This window comes from Rubrivivax sp. JA1055 (assembly GCF_020966565.1).
GTDB classification, from domain to species: Bacteria; Pseudomonadota; Gammaproteobacteria; order Burkholderiales; family Burkholderiaceae_C; genus Rubrivivax; species Rubrivivax benzoatilyticus.
In genome coordinates this window covers 281,720-297,451 of sequence record NZ_JAJKFP010000001.1, presented here as the reverse complement: position 1 = coordinate 297,451, position 15,732 = coordinate 281,720, and the positions used below count along the sequence as shown (strand labels likewise).

Genomic DNA, 15,732 nt, shown 5'->3' with positions numbered 1-15,732 from the left:
AGACTAGATCTGGCGCAAACCGCGCCGAATCAGCCCCCCATTCGCCCGCCCCGTGTGCCGCAGTTCGCGCGCATCTGGCGGGCGAAGCTTTGTGTGCGGGCGTAACGCGGTGGCATGATCCCTGGCAAAAGTGACCAGGGAGGTCATCGCGTGCTGATCAAGTCCGCCGACGACAAGTCGAAGCGGCTCGCACTGCTCGAGGATTTGCAGAAATCCCCGCTGTTGGACCGCCGCCAGCGCGACTGGCTGCGTGACGAGCAGTTCCGCCTGAAACGCGGCATCGCCGGCGAGCGCGATGCAGCGCACTTCCTCGACAACTACCTGCGGGACGACCCCGACCGCATGCTGCTGCACGACCTGCGGTTCCAGGTCGACGGCGAGGTGGTGCAGATCGACCACCTGATCATCACGCGCAGCCTCTACGTCTACCTGCTGGAGACGAAGAACTTCAACGGCAACCTGCGCATCAACGAACACGGCGAGTTCTCGGTCGAGTATTCCGGCGAACGTGTGTTCGGCATCCCGTCGCCGCTGGAGCAGAGCCGCCGCCACGAAGGCCCGCTGCGCAAGCTGTTCGACCGCCTGGAAATCTGCGGCCGCAACGGCGGCGCACCGCAGATCGAACACTGCGTGCTCGTCAGCCCCTCGTCGCTGATCCACCGCCCGCCGGCCAAGGCTTTCGACACGAGCAACGTCATCAAGGCCGACGGGTTCCGGGCGTGGCACGAGAAGTTTCAGCAGAACACGAGCTTCACGCCCGGGCGCTTCGTCGGTGCGCTGATGAACATCCGAGGAGCCGACACCATCGAGGAGTTCGCCCGCAAACTGGTGCGTCAGCACCGGCCGAGCGATCTGCTGGCGCTGCCGGAGTTCATGAAGCCGAGGGGGGAGACGGTGGCTGCTGTGGCGCCTGCTGTCGCGCCGCGGCGGGAGCCTGTGGCGCCCGTGCAGGCGCCGGCACCTTCACCGGCGGCGGACGTTCCGCCTCAGGACGCGGCGCCCGAGCGTCGCAAACTCATTTGTGCGACCTGCGGCGCCAAGATTTCGTTCGCTGAAGGCAAGTTTTGCTGGAACAACGAGAGAAGGTTTGGTGGGTTGCAATATTGTAGGGAGCATCAGGCGGCGATTAAATGATTGGATCGCGTGCCCGTTCACGCGGCGACTGACTTTTAATAGTGTCTGGTCAAGGAATCGGCCAAACGTTTGGTCGGAGGAGGTGAAATGCCGGAAGACAGCGAAAAACTAAGGTCGGATCTCCTTGCGTGCATGCCGAGCTTGGTCATCACTCAAGTGGCTGCTACATCCGGGCAGCGCGTTGTCTACTTCGGCTTCTTTGATGATTCCCTTGTCCCCGCCGACATCCCTCAAGGAGCAACATTTCTCCGTGGATGGCAAGCATGGGGAAAAGTGGTGGTGAAGGTTGTGGCAGGCGCATCCGCCGATGCGTTGACCCGGCTTGAGGCTGAGAGTCGGATTCTACGAGAAGTCAAGCCGGCGCAATTCCCGGCGTTACTATTCTCGAACCTCTATGTAGAAAATCCGCTAACCGACGATGCTCTGTCCGAATCTCTGTATGTGAGCATTGAGGAGTTTATTGAATCCGATACGCTATCTGAGTTGCTCGATGCATATATCGGATCTCATCGAGATGTAGCGCGGATCGCGCTCGGAATCGCTGGGGCTCTTGAGCCTCTATGGTCTCATCCTCGTCGATTTGTTCATCGCGATATTAAGCCTGCCAATGTTCTATTAAAGCGGGATGGAACGGTTGTAGTTATCGATCTCGGTATTGCTCGCGAAACCGGCGGGGTTGGAATAACTCGAGAAGGCTGGGGCAATGCTCCCTTGACTGTGGACTATGCTGCGCCGGAACAGATCGCCAACGATAAGGAGGCGATTTCATTCAAAACGGACTTCTTTGCGATCGGCGTTCTTATGTACAGGATGCTGTCTGGTGTGCATCCTTTTAGGCTCCGTGGAGGTATGTATGAGCACGAGGTCGCGTTGGCTATCGAGTCTCAGCCTCATAGGCCCATAAATTCAATGGGCTGTGCGGACGAGAGGTCCTGCGCCCTGATTGATTCGCTGCTGCGTAAGGCGCCGTATCAGCGGCCTCGCACACCCGCAGCTCTCATCAATGAGCTAAATCTAATCCTTGGGATTTGATATGAGTGTTCATCTTCTTCATCAGGTCGGACATAACGCTAAATGGAATATTCAATCCTTCGAAGATGAAGGGTGCGGGGAAGGACTGATCCTCAGTCCGCTCCATCAGTCAATAGATTCTGTTGCTAAATTGAGTGCGGAAACTCGTGCCGCCTCCATGTTTGATCCGCAGTTTTACCTTCCAAGCTCCCAAAAGCCAAAACTACTTCAGTACCCCTTTTTCCCGGAAGCGGTAGGGGGTGGCTTTAAGACTTCTTCGTTTAAGTCGCTGGCTCTTGAGGTGGCGAAGCAATGTCTTGGGTTCCAGAGGGATCAAGGATTTCGCAGGATTGTTGTTCCGACAAGGTTCATTGATCAGCTATACACCGATTACGTGGACCGTCAGCGAGCATTTACGGTCGATGCTTTTATGGAGGTGGCGGGCAGTGAGCCTGTAACCCTGGCGTTGGCGGTCACGGCACCGATGATTGCAGACCAAGTATTTCGGACTAGACTATTGAACTGGATTACGTCGTATCCAGCGGTGGATCACGTCTATCTTATGTATCAGCAGGTGCGGGACACTAAACAGGTGGGCGATTCCGATTTCCTGCGGTCTGCGCATGATTTTTTTTATGAAATTCAAGAGACTGGTCTGGCTTTGACGGTTGGCTATACGAATAGTGAATGCCTGATGTACTGCATGCTTGATGAGATCGAGCTAACCGTCGGAGCATTCGAGAACACACGAATTTTTTCCATCGACAAATTTGTGGTTTCTGAGGAGGATCGGCGGGGGCCTAAGGCCAGAATATATTTGCCGGGTCTGCTCAATTGGGTGCAATTCGGCGATGCCCGGGATATCCGTTTGAAGGCGCCCAAGGTTTGGGAGGCTGTGTATGCGGCGACAGAGCACAGTGAACAAGCCCTCGCGCAAGCCGTTGAGCCGACATTTAACCAGCCGCCGCTATACAAGCACTACTTCAGGATAATGCAGCGGGAACTTGATGTGGTGGGTGCGATGCAAGTTGAGGCGAGAATCGAGTACCTGCTGTCGCGTGTCGAAATGGCCAGACATTGGTATCAGCAGTTGAAGGGCGCGGACGTGTATCTGGAGCGTCACGGGCAAGGTGGGCACTTGGCGGGCTGGAGTTCTTACTTGAGTGGCCTCAAGAATTGACGCGGGGAGCGTGCAATAACAGCGCGCGCTGTCCAGTTTCTCTGCGTATTTCTTGGGGGTAATGTTTCCGCGTGAACATGAATGTACAGTTGTCCGTCCGGTGAGCAGGTTGCTAGTCCGACTTGCGCCCGAGAAAATGACGCAATTGCCAGATCGGTCACTGCGTAGTGCCCATCCATGATCACCCATGATTGCGTGCAAAACTGTCTGTTGCGATACGCTTGCGTCAGTGCTCTCTTCCAATCGCGGAGCTTTGCTTCGATTGTGATTATTTGTGGGTATGGCTGCGAGTGAATCGCCCTAATATTTAGTCTTTCGCCATCACGATTCGCCATCCTCAAGGCAGCCATAGCGTTAACGCTTCGCAGAGCCGAAGTTCTAGACATTCCTGTGGCTTGCATGAACTCTGACAAAGACGTTAGGCGATTCGCGACATCAGGATTGAGCAAAGGTGCGAGTCGAAGGGGAACCTGCCGTAGCAGTCGTAGCTCTGACTGCATTTCTCTTTGCGACTCCACCAGAACGAGGTCGGCCACACCAACCCCCGCGTCAATCTCCCGAAGGAGAGCCCAACCACCTGGCGTGCTACGCCTGAGGATTTTGATAAACGCCTGGGTGAGATCTTCCTCTGATCGAAACGACGCGCTTTTGAGATTTCGACCGCTTCGGGAGGTTCGCTCAAGGCCTAATGTCCCAATGCTGCCCTCAAGATTCTTCGTCACGTATCTGCCTCCGACCTGGTTGCCTGCATGTTCGCGGCGAACGCGAACCGCCATGTACTCCGATAGTTGGCATTGTCAACGCTCACGCGCTGCCCTACCTGTGTCTTGCCATCCTGCTAAGAGGTGGAGCAGGGTACTGATGCTTGGGTTGCTCGTTTCCGAGCAGGAGCAACTGCGCTCTTCCAGCCGGCTACTCCCGGGCGCCCAGTTCTCAGGTGACAACGGGCAGCCGCCATGTGCTCGTTACTTCCAGCCGGCGGCGCGCTCTAGACAATTGCGCGTATGGGCCAGCTAAGCTGCGGTTGGCGCCAGTTCCGCTGTCTGAAGCGCCCCGCTCCCCACCCGCCGGCTGCGACTTTTCGGCGGCGAGCAGCGCAGGGTTCGCGGTCGGCGCGCTTCAGCGCGCTACGTGATCTGACTCGCGGCCGACTGTTTGAGCGGAGCTCACGCAGTGAGCGCAGCGAGTTGGGCCGCGCGACCGCGAAACCGAGCAGCGCAGCGCAGTCGGCCCGCAGGGCCGACCGCCGAAGCCGGAGCTGCCGGTGGGTGGGGGGCGGGGCGCTACGCGCCGATGTCGGCGCACCAGTGGCCGATCATTTTGTTGACGCCAACAAAATGATCGAGCCAGTGCTGCGGTCAGGGCTTCAGCGCCACCTTCAACACCCCATCCCGCTGATGCGAGAACAGCTCGTACGCCGCGACGATGTCGTCGAGTTGGTAGTGGTGGGTCACCATTGGCGACAGGTCCAGCCGCTCGGCCTCGATGACGTTCATCAGCCGGCGCATGCGTTCCTTGCCGCCGGGGCACAGCGCGGTCTTGATCGTGTGGTCGCCCAGGCCGGCGGCAAACGCCGCCAGCGGGATGCGCAGGTCTTCGGAGTACACGCCCAGGCTGGACAGCGTGCCGCCCGGCTTCAGCACCCGTAGTGCGCCCTCGAAGGTCTGCTGCGTGCCCAGCGCCTCGATCGCGGCGTCGGCGCCGCGGCCGCCGGTCAGCTTCATCACCTCGGCTACGACGTCGCAGCGCTTGAAGTTCAGCGTCACGTCGGCGCCCATCTGCTGGGCCACTTCCAGCCGGTGGTCGTTGCCGTCGACGCCGATCACCGTGGTGGCGCCCATCAGCCGCGCGCCGGCCGCGGCGCACAGGCCGATCGGGCCCTGGGCGAAGACCACGACCGTGTCGCCCAGGCGGATGCCGGCGTTCTCGGCGCCGGCAAAGCCGGTGGACATGATGTCCGGGCACATCAGCACCTGCTCGTCGCTCAGGCCGTCGGGCACCGGCGCCAGGTTGGCCTGGGCGTCGGGTACCAGCACGTACTCGGCCTGCGTGCCGTCGATCAGGTTGCCGAAGCGCCAGCCGGCCGTCGCTTTGTAGCCGTGGCAGCCGCAGCGGCCCGACGGGATCAGGTAGCTGCCGTCCTGGCTGGGCTTGCCGTCCATCGCGGCATAACTGTTGAAGTTGGGGCAGATCGCGCCGGCGATCACACGCTGGCCTTCCTGGTAGCCGACGACCGCCGAGCCCAGCTTCTCGATCACGCCCACCGGCTCGTGGCCCACCGTCAGGCCCGGTGCCACCGGGTATTCGCCCTTCAGGATGTGGACGTCGGTGCCGCAGATCGTCGTCGTCGTGATGCGGACGAGCGCGTCGTTGGGGCCGACCTCGGGGATGGGCTTCTCGCGCAGTTCGATGCGGCCCTTCTCGACGAAGACGGCGGCTTTCATCGTGCGTGCCATGCGGTTCTCCTTCAGCGTGGGGGGTGTCTGTCGGAATGCGCCGCGGGTGCGCCGGCGCCGGCCGGGCGCGGTGCGCCGCTCCCGTGCGGCGCATGATCGCGCGCGCCCCGGGGGCCGTCGAGCCGGTAAGCGTGGGCGGGGTGGGGCCGTCAGCCGCCGGCCAGCGCGTGGATGCGGGCCACCACGGCGCCGTTCAGCAGCGCGCCGCGGCGCTCCAGCGCGGCCAGCAGCGCCAGCGCGGCCGCCGGCGTCTGCGTGTAGCCGGGCGCCAGCGCCGGCAGCTCGGCAGCCAGCGTGGCCTGGCGGGCTTCGAGCCGGCGTTCGCGGTTGAACGGGTCACCCGGCGCCGGGGCGGCGCGCAGCGTGTCCAGCTCGATCAGACGGTCCAGCGCGTGGCCTTGCACCAGGCGCATCGCGCTGAGTTTTTCGCCGCGCTGCCAGCGCTGCAGGCCGACGAGCAGGTTGGACAGCGCCTCGCCGACGATCCAGGTCTCGTCGGGCAGCGTGGCGGCCGGCAGCGGGCGGCGCGGCTCGACGATCGCCGGGTCGACGCCGTCGCGCGCCCAGACCAGGCGGCCGGGCGCGAACGGGATGGCGGCCAGCTCCTGCGGCTCGAAGACCGCGAACTCGCAGAACACGCCGTCGGCCATCAGCGCCTTGTGGCCGTCTGCGGTGTTGCGGAAGTGCCAGGCCAGCGGGTGCGCGGCGTCCAGCCAGTCCAGGTGGTCGAGGTAACGCGCCTTGGCGCCGGGCTCGACGATGGCGAAGAAGTCCAGGTCGGACCAGGCGTCCAGCCGCGCCGTTTCGCGGCCCACCGAACCCAGGCCGATCAGGGCCAGCGCCTGGCCGCTGGCGGCCAGCGAGCGGGCGATGGTGTCGAGGCGGGTGAGCAGGGCTTCTGAAGGGCACATGGATCGGCACACGAGTCAGATATCCGGACCTTCGTTCAGCGCGGACTCGAGGTCCTGACCGCCGTGAAATATCCCGAGCACGACCACTTCCTTTCGATCCTCGGCGATGCGATAGGCGATCGTGGTGCGTCCCTTGTGATGCGTCGTCCGCAACTCCGCCCGAATCTCGGGTCGTGGTGTTCCGCGATGTGGAAACGACGACAGCATGACGCAGGTGTCGACGACGGCGGCGGTGTAGCGCGAGGCCACGACCGGTGAAGCCTCTCGGGCGAGGTAGCGTTGCAGCGCACCCAACTGCCGTCGCGCTTCGTGCGAGAAGACGACGGTGTAGCGGATCATGGTTCGTTCGAGGCGGCGTGCAGCGCGGCCAGATGGGCCCTGACTTCTTCGACGCTGACCGCACGCGTCGGATCTGCCTCGAGCGCGTCGTAGGCCGCGGCCACGTCCTCGCGCAGCCACTTCTCCACCGCCGAGTCGCGCGCCAGCAGCACGCGCAGGCCGTCGCGGATGACTTCGCTCTCGGTCGCGTACTGGCCCGAGGCGACCTTGGCGCGCACCGCGTCGGCCATCTCGTGCGGCAGCGTGATGCTGAACTGCTGGGTCGAACGCATGGCGGTCTCCGGTGGCGTGGGACTGAATCCTACGCCGCCCGCCGGCCCGGCGCTCAGATCGACATGCGCTGGCGCACGCCGTCGGCCTGCATGTCGGCGCCGCGGCCTCGGGCGACGATCTCGCCGCGTTCCATCACCAGGTAATGGTCGGCCAGTTCCTCGGCGAAGTCGTAGTACTGCTCGACGAGCACGATGGCCATCGTCTTGCGGTCGGCCAGCATGCGGATGACGCGGCCGATGTCCTTGATGATGCTGGGCTGGATGCCTTCGGTGGGCTCGTCGAGCATCAGCAGCTTGGGGCCGGCAGCCAGCGCGCGCGCGATGGCCAGCTGCTGCTGCTGCCCGCCCGACAGGTCGCCGCCGCGGCGCGCGAGCATCTGCTTCAAGACCGGGAACAGCTCGAAGAGCTCGGCCGGGATCTCGGTGCCGGCGGGTTTCGTCGCCAGGCCCATGCGCAGGTTCTCCTCGACCGTCAGGCGGCCGAAGATCTCGCGCCCCTGCGGCACGTAGCCGACGCCGCGGCGCACACGCTCGTAGCTCGTCGCCTTGGTCAGGTCGGCGCCGTCCAGCGCCACCGTGCCGGTCTTCACCGGCACCACGCCCATCAGGCTCTTGAGCAGCGTCGTCTTGCCGACACCGTTGCGGCCCAGCACGACCGTCACCTCGCCGACCTTGGCCTCGAAGCCGACGTTGCGCAGGATGTGGCTGCCGCCGTAGTACTGGTTCAGTCCGTCGACTTGGAGCATCTTGGAGTCAGGTGTGTGAAGACGGGGGCAGGACGGGGTCAGGACTTGCGAGACCTGACCCCAGCCAGCGTTGCGAGACCGAAAGACGGAAAGACGGGGTCAGGTCTTGTGAGACCTGACCCCAGCAGCCCCAGCCAGCGTCGAAGACCGAAGACGGGGTCAGGTCTTGCGAGACCTGACCCCTGCCTGCCAGCCAGCGCAGCGCTCTCAGCGGCCGAGGTAGACATCGACGACTTCCGGGTTGTTCTGGACCTCGGCCAGCCGGCCCTCGGCCAGCACCCGGCCCTCGTGCAGCACGGTCACCGTCTTGCGGCCTTCGGTCAGCTGCTCGACGAACTTCATGTCGTGCTCGACGACGACCAGGCTGTGCTGGCCTTCCAGGCTCAGGAACAGCTCGGCGGTGCGTTCGGTCTCCTCGTCGGTCATGCCGGCCACCGGCTCGTCCAGCAGCAGCAGCTTCGGGTCCTGCATCAGCAGCATGCCGATCTCCAGCCACTGCTTCTGGCCGTGGCTCAGCAGGCCGGCGGTGCGCGCCAGCTCGTCCTTCAGGTGGATCAGCGCCAGCACCTCGGCGATGCGGTCGCGCTGCTCGCCGTTCAGCCGCCAGAACAGCGCCGAGCGCACGCCGCGGTCGGCCTTCAGCGCCAGCTCCAGGTTCTCGAAGACCGACAGCTCCTCGTAGACCGTCGGCTTCTGGAACTTGCGGCCGACGCCGGCCTGGGCGATCTCGGCCTCGGACAGGCGCAGCAGGTCGATGTTGCTGCCGAAGCTGACGCGGCCGCTGTCGGGGCGCGTCTTGCCGGTGATGCAGTCCATCATCGTCGTCTTGCCGGCGCCGTTGGGGCCGATGATGCAGCGCAGCTCGCCGACGTCGATCGCCAGGCTCAGCGACTTCAGCGCCTTGAAGCCGTCGAAGCTGACGCTGACGTCCTCGACGTAGAGCGCGACGCCGTGGGCGAAATCGGGCTCGGCGCCGGCCACGCGGCCCCAGGCGGCGCTGCGCCCGCCCGAGCCGCCGCGTTCGGCCTCGCGCTGCTGCAGCCGCGACAGGCGCTCGGCGCCGGCGCTCATCAGGTCCGGGGTCATCGCCGCGTCTCCTTGTTCCGGCGCTTGAGCAGGCCGACCAGGCCCTGGGGCAGGAACAGCGTCACCGCGATGAACAGCGCGCCCAGGAAGAACAGCCAGAACTCGGGGAAGGCGACGGTGAACCAGCTCTTGGCGCCGTTGACGAAGAAGGCGCCGACGATCGGGCCGATGAGCGTCGCGCGGCCGCCGACGGCCGTCCAGATCGCGATCTCGATCGACGCCGCCGGGCTCATCTCGCCGGGGTTGATGATGCCGACCTGCGGCACGTACAAGGCGCCGGCCACGCCGCACATCACCGCCGACAGCGTCCAGATGCTCAGCTTGTAGGCCAGCGGGTTGTAGCCGGTGAACATCACCCGGCTCTCGGCGTCGCGGATGGCCTGCAGCACACGCCCGTACTTGCTGGTGACGATGGCACGCGCCATCACGAAGAAGCCGATCAGCACCAGGCCGCTGATGACGCACAGCGCGACCCGCATGCCCGAGGTGGCGATCGGCAGCTCGAGGATGCGCTTGAAGTCGGTGAAGCCGTTGTTGCCGCCGAAGCCGGTCTCGTTGCGGAAGAACAGCAGCATCGCGGCGAAGGTCAGCGCCTGCGTGATGATCGAGAAGTACACGCCCTTGATGCGCGAGCGGAAGGCGAAGAAGCCGAACACCAGCGCCAGCAGCCCGGGCACCAGCACCACCATCGCCATCTGGAAGACGAAGGAGTCGCTGAAGGCCCAGTGCCAGGGCAGCTCCTTCCAGTCGAGAAAGACCATGAAGTCGGGCAGCGTGCTGCGGTACTGGCCGTCGCTGCCGATCTGGCGCATCAGGTACATGCCCATCGCGTAGCCGCCGAGCGCGAAGAACAGCCCGTGGCCCAGCGACAGGATGCCGGTGTAGCCCCAGATCAGGTCCATCGCCAGCGCGCAGATCGCGTAGCAGAGGATCTTGCCGAGCAGGCTGACGGCGTAGTCGCTGAGGTGCAGCGCGCTGGTCTCGGGCACGACGAGGTTCAGCAGCGGGACGACGGTGGTGATGGTGATGGTGGCGGCGAGAACACCGGCCCTCACCCCGACCCTCTCCCGCCAGCGGGAGAGGGAGGAAGACGATGCCGGCGGAGCGGGCTTGGCTCCCTCTCCCGCTGGCGGGAGAGGGCGGGGGGTGAGGGCGGGTTCCTGCATCGGTTCCATCTCCTCAAGCCTCCGCACTGCGGCCCTTCAAGGCGAAGATGCCCTGCGGCCGTTTCTGGATGAACACGACGATGAAGACGAGCACGGTGATCTTGGCCAGCACCGCGCCCTGCCAGCCTTCGAGCAGCTTGTTCAGCACGCCCAGGCCCAGGCCGGCGTAGACCGTGCCGGCGAGCTGGCCGACGCCGCCGAGCACGACGACCATGAAGGAGTCGACGATGTAACCCTGGCCCAGGTCGGGGCCGACGTTGCCGACCTGGCTGAGCGCGCAGCCGGCCAGCCCGGCGATGCCGGCGCCGAGCGAAAACGCGTAGGTGTCGACACGCGCCGTGTCGATGCCGACGCAGGCGGCCATGCGCCGGTTCTGCGTCACGCCGCGCACGAAGAGGCCCAGGCGCGTCTTGCCGATCAGCAGCGCCACGCCGGCCAGCACCAGGCCGGCGAAGACGATGATCGCGAGGCGGTTGTAGGGCAGCACCAGGTTCGGCAGCAGCTGCACGCCGCCCGACAGCCAGGCCGGGTTCTCGACGCCGACGTTCTGCGCGCCGAACAGCGAGCGCACGGTCTGCATCAGGATCAGGCTGATGCCCCAGGTGGCCAGCAGCGTCTCCAGCGGCCGGCCGTAGAGGAAGCGGATGACGCTGCGCTCCAGCACCGCGCCGACCAGCGCGCTGGTCAGGAACGCAACCGGGATCGCCGCGACCACGTACCAGTCGAAGGCGCCCGGCAGCCAGGTGCGGAACACGCCCTGCACGACGTAGGTCGCGTAGGCGCCGATCATGATCAGCTCGCCGTGCGCCATGTTGATGACGCCCATCAGGCCGTAGGTGATGGCCAGGCCGAGTGCGGCCAGCAGCAGGATCGAGCCCAGGCTGATGCCGGTGAAGACGATGCCCAGGCGTTCGCCCCAGGCCAGGCGCGATTCGACGCGGTCCAGCGAGGTGACGAGCGCGCCCTTCACGCCAGCGTCGGTCTCGGCCTGCAGGCGTTCCAGCAGCAGCGAGCGCGTCGCCGGCTCGGGGCTGTCGGCCAGCAGTCTCGCCGACGCCAGGCGCTTGGCCGGGTCGTCGGCGGTGATCAGCGCGCTGGCCTTCAGCATCGCCAGCCGCGACTTCAGCGCCGCGTCGGGCTCGGCGGCCTCGGCTTTTTCCAGCAGCGGCAGGCGGCTCTCGTCGACGCCGTCCTTCAGCGCCTCGATGGCCGCGGCGCGTTCGGCGCGGTCGGTGGAGAACAGGCGCAGGCCGGCCAGCGCGGCTTCGAGCTCGCGGCGCATGCGGTTGTTGTTGACCACGTCCTCGGCGTCGTCGGGCAGCGCGACGACCTGGGCCGTGCCGGCCAGGCGCGTGTCGCTGCCGTCGAAGACGTAGGCCTTGCCGCCGGCCACCTTGACGGCGTCGTCGAGCAAGGCCTGCACGAAGGGCGCGAGCGCCGGGTCGCCGGCGGCGACGGCCTCGCCGAGCGCCGCGATGCGCTCGTCGCCGTCGCCCGCGGCGATGCGCGCCGCCTGCTCGGGCGTCAGCGCCTGGGCGGCCAGCGGCAGCAGCAGCGCGAGGCAGAGAAGAAGTCGTTGGAGCACGGCAGGCCCGGTGGGAGAGTGCGGACGCGGGCGGCGCGAGCCGCCCGCGCGTCAGGAGCAGTCGTCAGGGCTTGGCGGCCACGACGGGCTCGTCTTTCTTGCCCTTGTTTTCCGGGATGAACGGGCTCCACGGCTGGGCCTTGACCGGGCCCGGCGTCTTCCACACCACGTTGAACTGCCCGTCGGCCTTCACCTCGCCGATGAACACGCTCTTGTGCAGGTGGTGGTTCTTCTCGTCCATCTTGGACACGATACCGCTGGGCGCCTTGAAGGTCTGGCCGGCCATCGCGGCGATCACCTTGTCGGTGTCGGTGCTCTTGGCCTTCTCCACCGCCTGCACCCACATGTTGAAGCCGATGTAGCTGGCTTCCATCGGGTCGTTGGTCAGCGGCTTGTCCTTGTGGCCGGGGATGTTCTTGGCCTTGGCGTAGGCCGACCACTTCTTGATGAACTCGGCGTTGGTCGGGTTCTTGATCGACATGAAGTAGTTCCACGCCGCCAGGTGGCCGACCAGCGGCTTGGTGTCGACGCCGCGCAGCTCCTCCTCGCCGACCGAGAACGCCACCACCGGCACGTCGGTCGCCTTCAGGCCCTGGTTGCCCAGCTCCTTGTAGAACGGCACGTTGGAGTCGCCGTTGATCGTCGAGACCACCGCGGTCTTCTTGCCCTCGGCGGCGAACTTCTTGATCTTGGCGATGATCGACTGGTAGTCGGAGTGGCCGAACGGCGTGTACTCCTCGAGGATGTCGGCGTCGGCGATGCCCTTGCTCTTCAGGAAGGCGCGCAGGATCTTGTTCGTCGTGCGCGGGTAGACGTAGTCGGTGCCCAGCAGCACGAAGCGCTTGGCGCCACCGCCGTCCTTGCTCATCAGGTACTCGACAGCCGGGATGGCCTGCTGGTTGGGCGCGGCGCCGGTGTAGAAGACGTTCTTGCTCAGCTCCTCGCCCTCGTACTGCACCGGGTAGAAGAGCAGGCCGTTCAGTTCCTCGACGACCGGCAGCACGCTCTTGCGCGAGACGCTGGTCCAGCAGCCGAAGATCACCGAGACCTTGTCCTTGCTGATCAGCTGGCGCGTCTTCTCGGCGAACAGCGGCCAGTTCGACGCCGGGTCGACGACCACCGGCTCGAGCTTCTTGCCGAGCACGCCGCCCCGGGCGTTGACCTCGTCGATGGCCATCAGGATCGTGTCCTTCAGCACCGTCTCGGAGATCGCCATCGTGCCCGACAGCGAGTGCAGCACGCCGACCTTGATCGTGTCGGCGGCGTGGGCGGTGGAGATGCCGAGCGCGGCGAGCGACGCGGCGGCGAACGATTGCAGCGCGAAGCTGCGGCGCGAGACGGATGCCATGTGAACCCCTCCAGGTGGCCGGTCGGCCGGTTGAACTGGAGGGCAGTGTCCGAACGCCGGCCGACCCGGCCAATACGACAGATGTCGTATCCGGCCGGGGTCAGGTCTTGCCATTCGCCGCCAGCACGCGCCCAACCCGCAAAAGGCGAGACCTGACCCCACGGCGTAAAGTCGCGGCCCGATGCAAGAACGAGAAAGCGCCATGCCCCTGACCGCCCTGCTGCGCAAGATGCCCAAGGCCGAGCTGCACGTGCACATCGAAGGCACGCTGGAGCCCGAACTGATCTTCCGCCTGGCCGAGCGCAACGGTGTCGCGCTGCCCTACGCCAGCGTCGAGGCGCTGCGGGCGGCCTATGCCTTCACCGACCTGCAGAGCTTCCTGGACATCTATTACGCCGGCGCCAGCGTGCTGCTGAAGGAGGCCGACTTCTTCGAGATGGCCTGGGCCTACTTCGAGCGCGCCGCGGCCGACGGCGTGGTGCACGCCGAACTGTTCTTCGACCCGCAGACGCACACCGCACGCGGCGTGCCGATCGAGACGGTCATCACCGGCCTGCACCACGCCTGCCAGCGCGCGCACGCCGAACTCGGCATCAGCGCGTCGCTGATCCTGTGTTTCCTGCGCCACCTGAGCGAGGAAGACGCCTTCGCGACGCTGGAGCAGGCGCTGCCGTATCGGCATCTGTTCATCGGCGTCGGCCTGGACAGCAGCGAGCGTGGCCACCCGCCGGAGAAGTTCGCGCGGGTGTTCGCGCGCTGCCGCGAACTCGGCCTGCACCTCGTCGCCCATGCCGGCGAGGAAGGCCCGGCGGAGTACGTCGAGACGGCGCTGGACCTGCTGAAGGTCGAGCGTGTGGACCACGGTGTGCGTTGCCTGGACAAGCCGGCGCTCGTCGCGCGGCTGGCTGCCGAGCGCGTGCCGCTGACGGTCTGCCCGCTGTCCAACGTGAAGCTCTGCGTCTATCTCGACATGGCGGCGCACCGCCTGCCCGAGCTGCTGGCCGCGGGGGTCTGCGCCACCGTCAACAGCGACGACCCGGCCTACTTCGGCGGCTACCTGCTGGACAACTACCGCGCCGTCTTCGACGCCCATCCGGCGCTGGGCCGCGACGCCGCCTATGCGCTGGCCGCCAACAGCCTGGAGGCCAGCTTCGTGCCGGCCGAGCAGAAGGCGCGCTGGAAGCGCGAGCTCGACGCCGTCTTCGCCGCCGCCTGATCAGGCCGCGGCGCGGCGGCGTTCGTCGCGGCGCAGCAGCACGACGACCAGCGTCAGGAAGCCGCCGACCAGTGCCAGCCCCAGCGCACCGACGGCCCAGGCCGACCAGACGATCAGCGGCGCCGCTGCGCCGAGCAGCCCCAGCGTGCTCTGCGTCAGCTCCAGCAGCGCGTGCATCAGCGCCTGCCAGCCGGGGAACCAGCGGTCGATCAGCTCGGCGTAGGGCACGCGGTCGATCAGTTCGCCGAGGTCGCCGATCCAGCCGGCATCGGCCTGCAGCAGCGTGTGCAGCCCCCAGGCGCCCAGCGACCACAAGGCCAGCCCCAGCGCGGTGACGATCCAGATGAAGGCGATCATGGCGCGACGATAACCGCGCCGCCGAAGCCTCGTGCGCCGCGTGCCTCAGCCCGCCAGCGCCGCGGCCAGCCGCGCCGCCTGCGGCCCGAAGGCGTAGGCGTCCATGCCCAGGTCGCCGTAGGTCAGGCTGGCGTGCACGCGGCGCGCCACCGGCGCAACGCCGGCGGCGCCGGCGGCGACGAAGTACGGCAGCAGGTGCTCGTCGCTCGGGTGCATCAGCGCCGCGTGCGGCGCCTGGCTGCGCCAGGCCAGCAGCGCGGGCCAGTCGGCCGCCTCGCCCTTGTCGGCGAACCAGTCGCGGAAAGCCGTGCTCTCCGGCGTCGCCGGGGCGTCGATGCGGCCGGCGCCCAGCGCGGCGAAGACCCGGCGCAGGTTGTGCGTGATGCTGCCGCTGGCCAGCACCAGCACACCGTCGGCGGCCAGCGGCGCCAGCGCACGGCCCAGCGCGAACAGCCGCGCCGGCGCCCAGCCCGGCGGCCAGGCCAGCGGCAGCACCGGCAGGTCGGCGTCGGGGTAGACGTGCAGCAGCGGCGTCCAGACGCCGTGGTCCAGGCCGCCGCCGTCGTGGCGCTGCACGGGGATGCCGGCGTCGGCCAGCAGCGCCTGGACGCGGGTGGCGAGCTCGGGCGCACCCGGCGCGTCGTAGCGCAGCCGGTACAGCGCGTCGGGGAAACCGCCGAAGTCGTGGATCGTCTCGTGCTGCTCGCCGGCCACCAGCACCGGCTCGCGTGTCAGGCCGTGCGCCGAGATCGCCAGGATCGCGCGCGGGCGGCCGAAGGTGGCGTCGATGGCCGGGCCGAGGCGGCGGAAGAAATCGCCGGCTTCGCCCGGTTCGAGCGCGGTCATCGGCGAGCCGTGGGACAGGAACAGCGGGGGCAGCGGGTTCATGGCCTCATTTCAGCAGCCCGCCGGGCTGTCCGGGTTC

At 66.3% G+C, this 15,732-nt stretch carries 15 protein-coding genes; 4 read left to right on the top strand and 11 right to left on the bottom strand.

Translation table 11 applies throughout. The features are described from left to right. The first annotated feature begins 150 nt into the window (after positions 1–150). The 3 genes from LOC65_RS01240 to LOC65_RS01230 all read left to right on the top strand — a co-directional run bounded on the left by LOC65_RS01240 (position 151) and on the right by LOC65_RS01230 (position 3,325). Positions 151–1,134, top strand: coding sequence for a nuclease-related domain-containing protein (locus LOC65_RS01240; RefSeq protein WP_230246313.1), 984 nt, complete (start codon positions 151–153; stop codon positions 1,132–1,134). Positions 1,135–1,221: 87 nt separating this feature from the next. Beyond that, a complete protein-coding gene (locus tag LOC65_RS01235; protein WP_230246312.1) occupies positions 1,222–2,166 on the top strand; it encodes a protein kinase domain-containing protein in 945 nt (314 codons plus the stop codon). Continuing rightward, on the top strand, positions 2,156–3,325 hold the full coding sequence (locus LOC65_RS01230) for a hypothetical protein (protein WP_230246311.1): 1,170 nt from the start codon (positions 2,156–2,158) through the stop codon (positions 3,323–3,325). The genes LOC65_RS01235 and LOC65_RS01230 overlap by 11 nt, the downstream gene beginning before the upstream one ends. Positions 3,326–4,683: 1,358 nt before the next feature. Here the strand turns inward: LOC65_RS01230 and LOC65_RS01225 are convergent. The 9 genes from LOC65_RS01225 to urtA all read right to left on the bottom strand — a co-directional run bounded on the left by LOC65_RS01225 (position 4,684) and on the right by urtA (position 13,234). Then, positions 4,684–5,781, bottom strand: a complete 1,098-nt coding sequence (locus LOC65_RS01225) for an NAD(P)-dependent alcohol dehydrogenase (RefSeq protein ID WP_230246309.1) — start codon at positions 5,779–5,781, stop codon at positions 4,684–4,686. A 149-nt stretch (positions 5,782–5,930) separates the two neighbouring features. Continuing rightward, positions 5,931–6,692, bottom strand: coding sequence for a hypothetical protein (locus tag LOC65_RS01220; protein WP_230246307.1), 762 nt, complete (start codon positions 6,690–6,692; stop codon positions 5,931–5,933). A 15-nt stretch (positions 6,693–6,707) separates the two neighbouring features. Next, on the bottom strand, positions 6,708–7,031 hold the full coding sequence (locus LOC65_RS01215; protein WP_230246305.1) for a type II toxin-antitoxin system RelE/ParE family toxin: 324 nt from the start codon (positions 7,029–7,031) through the stop codon (positions 6,708–6,710). Then, a complete protein-coding gene (locus LOC65_RS01210; protein WP_009856080.1) occupies positions 7,028–7,303 on the bottom strand; it encodes a type II toxin-antitoxin system ParD family antitoxin in 276 nt (91 codons plus the stop codon). Before LOC65_RS01210 ends, LOC65_RS01215 begins: the two co-directional genes overlap by 4 nt. A 53-nt stretch (positions 7,304–7,356) precedes the next feature. Continuing rightward, positions 7,357–8,049 carry an urea ABC transporter ATP-binding subunit UrtE gene (urtE, locus tag LOC65_RS01205; RefSeq protein ID WP_230246303.1) on the bottom strand — a complete coding sequence of 231 codons (693 nt, stop codon included), beginning with the start codon at positions 8,047–8,049 and terminating at the stop codon, positions 7,357–7,359. A 207-nt stretch (positions 8,050–8,256) separates the two neighbouring features. Beyond that, positions 8,257–9,135: an urea ABC transporter ATP-binding protein UrtD gene (gene urtD, locus LOC65_RS01200; RefSeq protein ID WP_230246302.1), complete on the bottom strand. Its 879-nt coding sequence runs from the start codon at positions 9,133–9,135 to the stop codon at positions 8,257–8,259. After that, positions 9,132–10,190, bottom strand: coding sequence for an urea ABC transporter permease subunit UrtC (gene urtC / locus LOC65_RS01195; protein WP_164963198.1), 1,059 nt, complete (start codon positions 10,188–10,190; stop codon positions 9,132–9,134). The genes urtD and urtC overlap by 4 nt, the downstream gene beginning before the upstream one ends. A 124-nt stretch (positions 10,191–10,314) precedes the next feature. Then, complete coding sequence (urtB, locus tag LOC65_RS01190; RefSeq protein ID WP_230246301.1) at positions 10,315–11,886, bottom strand: urea ABC transporter permease subunit UrtB; 1,572 nt, start codon at positions 11,884–11,886, stop codon at positions 10,315–10,317. A 64-nt stretch (positions 11,887–11,950) separates the two neighbouring features. Then, positions 11,951–13,234 (bottom strand): urea ABC transporter substrate-binding protein, encoded by a 1,284-nt coding sequence (gene urtA, locus LOC65_RS01185; protein WP_164963200.1) that lies wholly within the window; start codon positions 13,232–13,234, stop codon positions 11,951–11,953. A gap of 202 nt (positions 13,235–13,436) precedes the next feature. Between urtA and LOC65_RS01180 the strand changes: the two genes are divergently transcribed. Next, complete coding sequence (locus tag LOC65_RS01180) at positions 13,437–14,450, top strand: adenosine deaminase (RefSeq protein WP_230246300.1); 1,014 nt, start codon at positions 13,437–13,439, stop codon at positions 14,448–14,450. Here LOC65_RS01180 and LOC65_RS01175 read toward each other — a convergent pair whose 3' ends face one another. Together LOC65_RS01175 and LOC65_RS01170 are read right to left on the bottom strand one after the other, a co-directional pair. Continuing rightward, positions 14,451–14,807, bottom strand: a complete 357-nt coding sequence (locus LOC65_RS01175; protein ID WP_009856087.1) for a hypothetical protein — start codon at positions 14,805–14,807, stop codon at positions 14,451–14,453. 45 nt (positions 14,808–14,852) lie between these two features. Then, positions 14,853–15,695 (bottom strand): dioxygenase, encoded by an 843-nt coding sequence (locus tag LOC65_RS01170; RefSeq protein WP_230246299.1) that lies wholly within the window; start codon positions 15,693–15,695, stop codon positions 14,853–14,855. Between the last annotated feature and the right edge of the window lie 37 nt (positions 15,696–15,732).

What these genes read in the sequence shown, in the direction of transcription:
- LOC65_RS01235 (WP_230246312.1), top strand. Translation starts at nt 1,222, where the DNA reads ATGCCGGAAGACAGCGAAAAACTAAGGTCGGATCTCCTTGCGTGCATG.
- LOC65_RS01225 (WP_230246309.1), bottom strand. Translation starts at nt 5,781, where the DNA reads ATGGCACGCACGATGAAAGCCGCCGTCTTCGTCGAGAAGGGCCGCATC.
- LOC65_RS01220 (WP_230246307.1), bottom strand. Translation starts at nt 6,692, where the DNA reads ATGTGCCCTTCAGAAGCCCTGCTCACCCGCCTCGACACCATCGCCCGC.
- LOC65_RS01215 (WP_230246305.1), bottom strand. Translation starts at nt 7,031, where the DNA reads ATGATCCGCTACACCGTCGTCTTCTCGCACGAAGCGCGACGGCAGTTG.
- LOC65_RS01210 (WP_009856080.1), bottom strand. Translation starts at nt 7,303, where the DNA reads ATGCGTTCGACCCAGCAGTTCAGCATCACGCTGCCGCACGAGATGGCC.
- urtE (WP_230246303.1), bottom strand. Translation starts at nt 8,049, where the DNA reads ATGCTCCAAGTCGACGGACTGAACCAGTACTACGGCGGCAGCCACATC.
- urtD (WP_230246302.1), bottom strand. Translation starts at nt 9,135, where the DNA reads ATGACCCCGGACCTGATGAGCGCCGGCGCCGAGCGCCTGTCGCGGCTG.
- urtA (WP_164963200.1), bottom strand. Translation starts at nt 13,234, where the DNA reads ATGGCATCCGTCTCGCGCCGCAGCTTCGCGCTGCAATCGTTCGCCGCC.
- LOC65_RS01180 (WP_230246300.1), top strand. Translation starts at nt 13,437, where the DNA reads ATGCCCCTGACCGCCCTGCTGCGCAAGATGCCCAAGGCCGAGCTGCAC.
- LOC65_RS01175 (WP_009856087.1), bottom strand. Translation starts at nt 14,807, where the DNA reads ATGATCGCCTTCATCTGGATCGTCACCGCGCTGGGGCTGGCCTTGTGG.
- LOC65_RS01170 (WP_230246299.1), bottom strand. Translation starts at nt 15,695, where the DNA reads ATGAACCCGCTGCCCCCGCTGTTCCTGTCCCACGGCTCGCCGATGACC.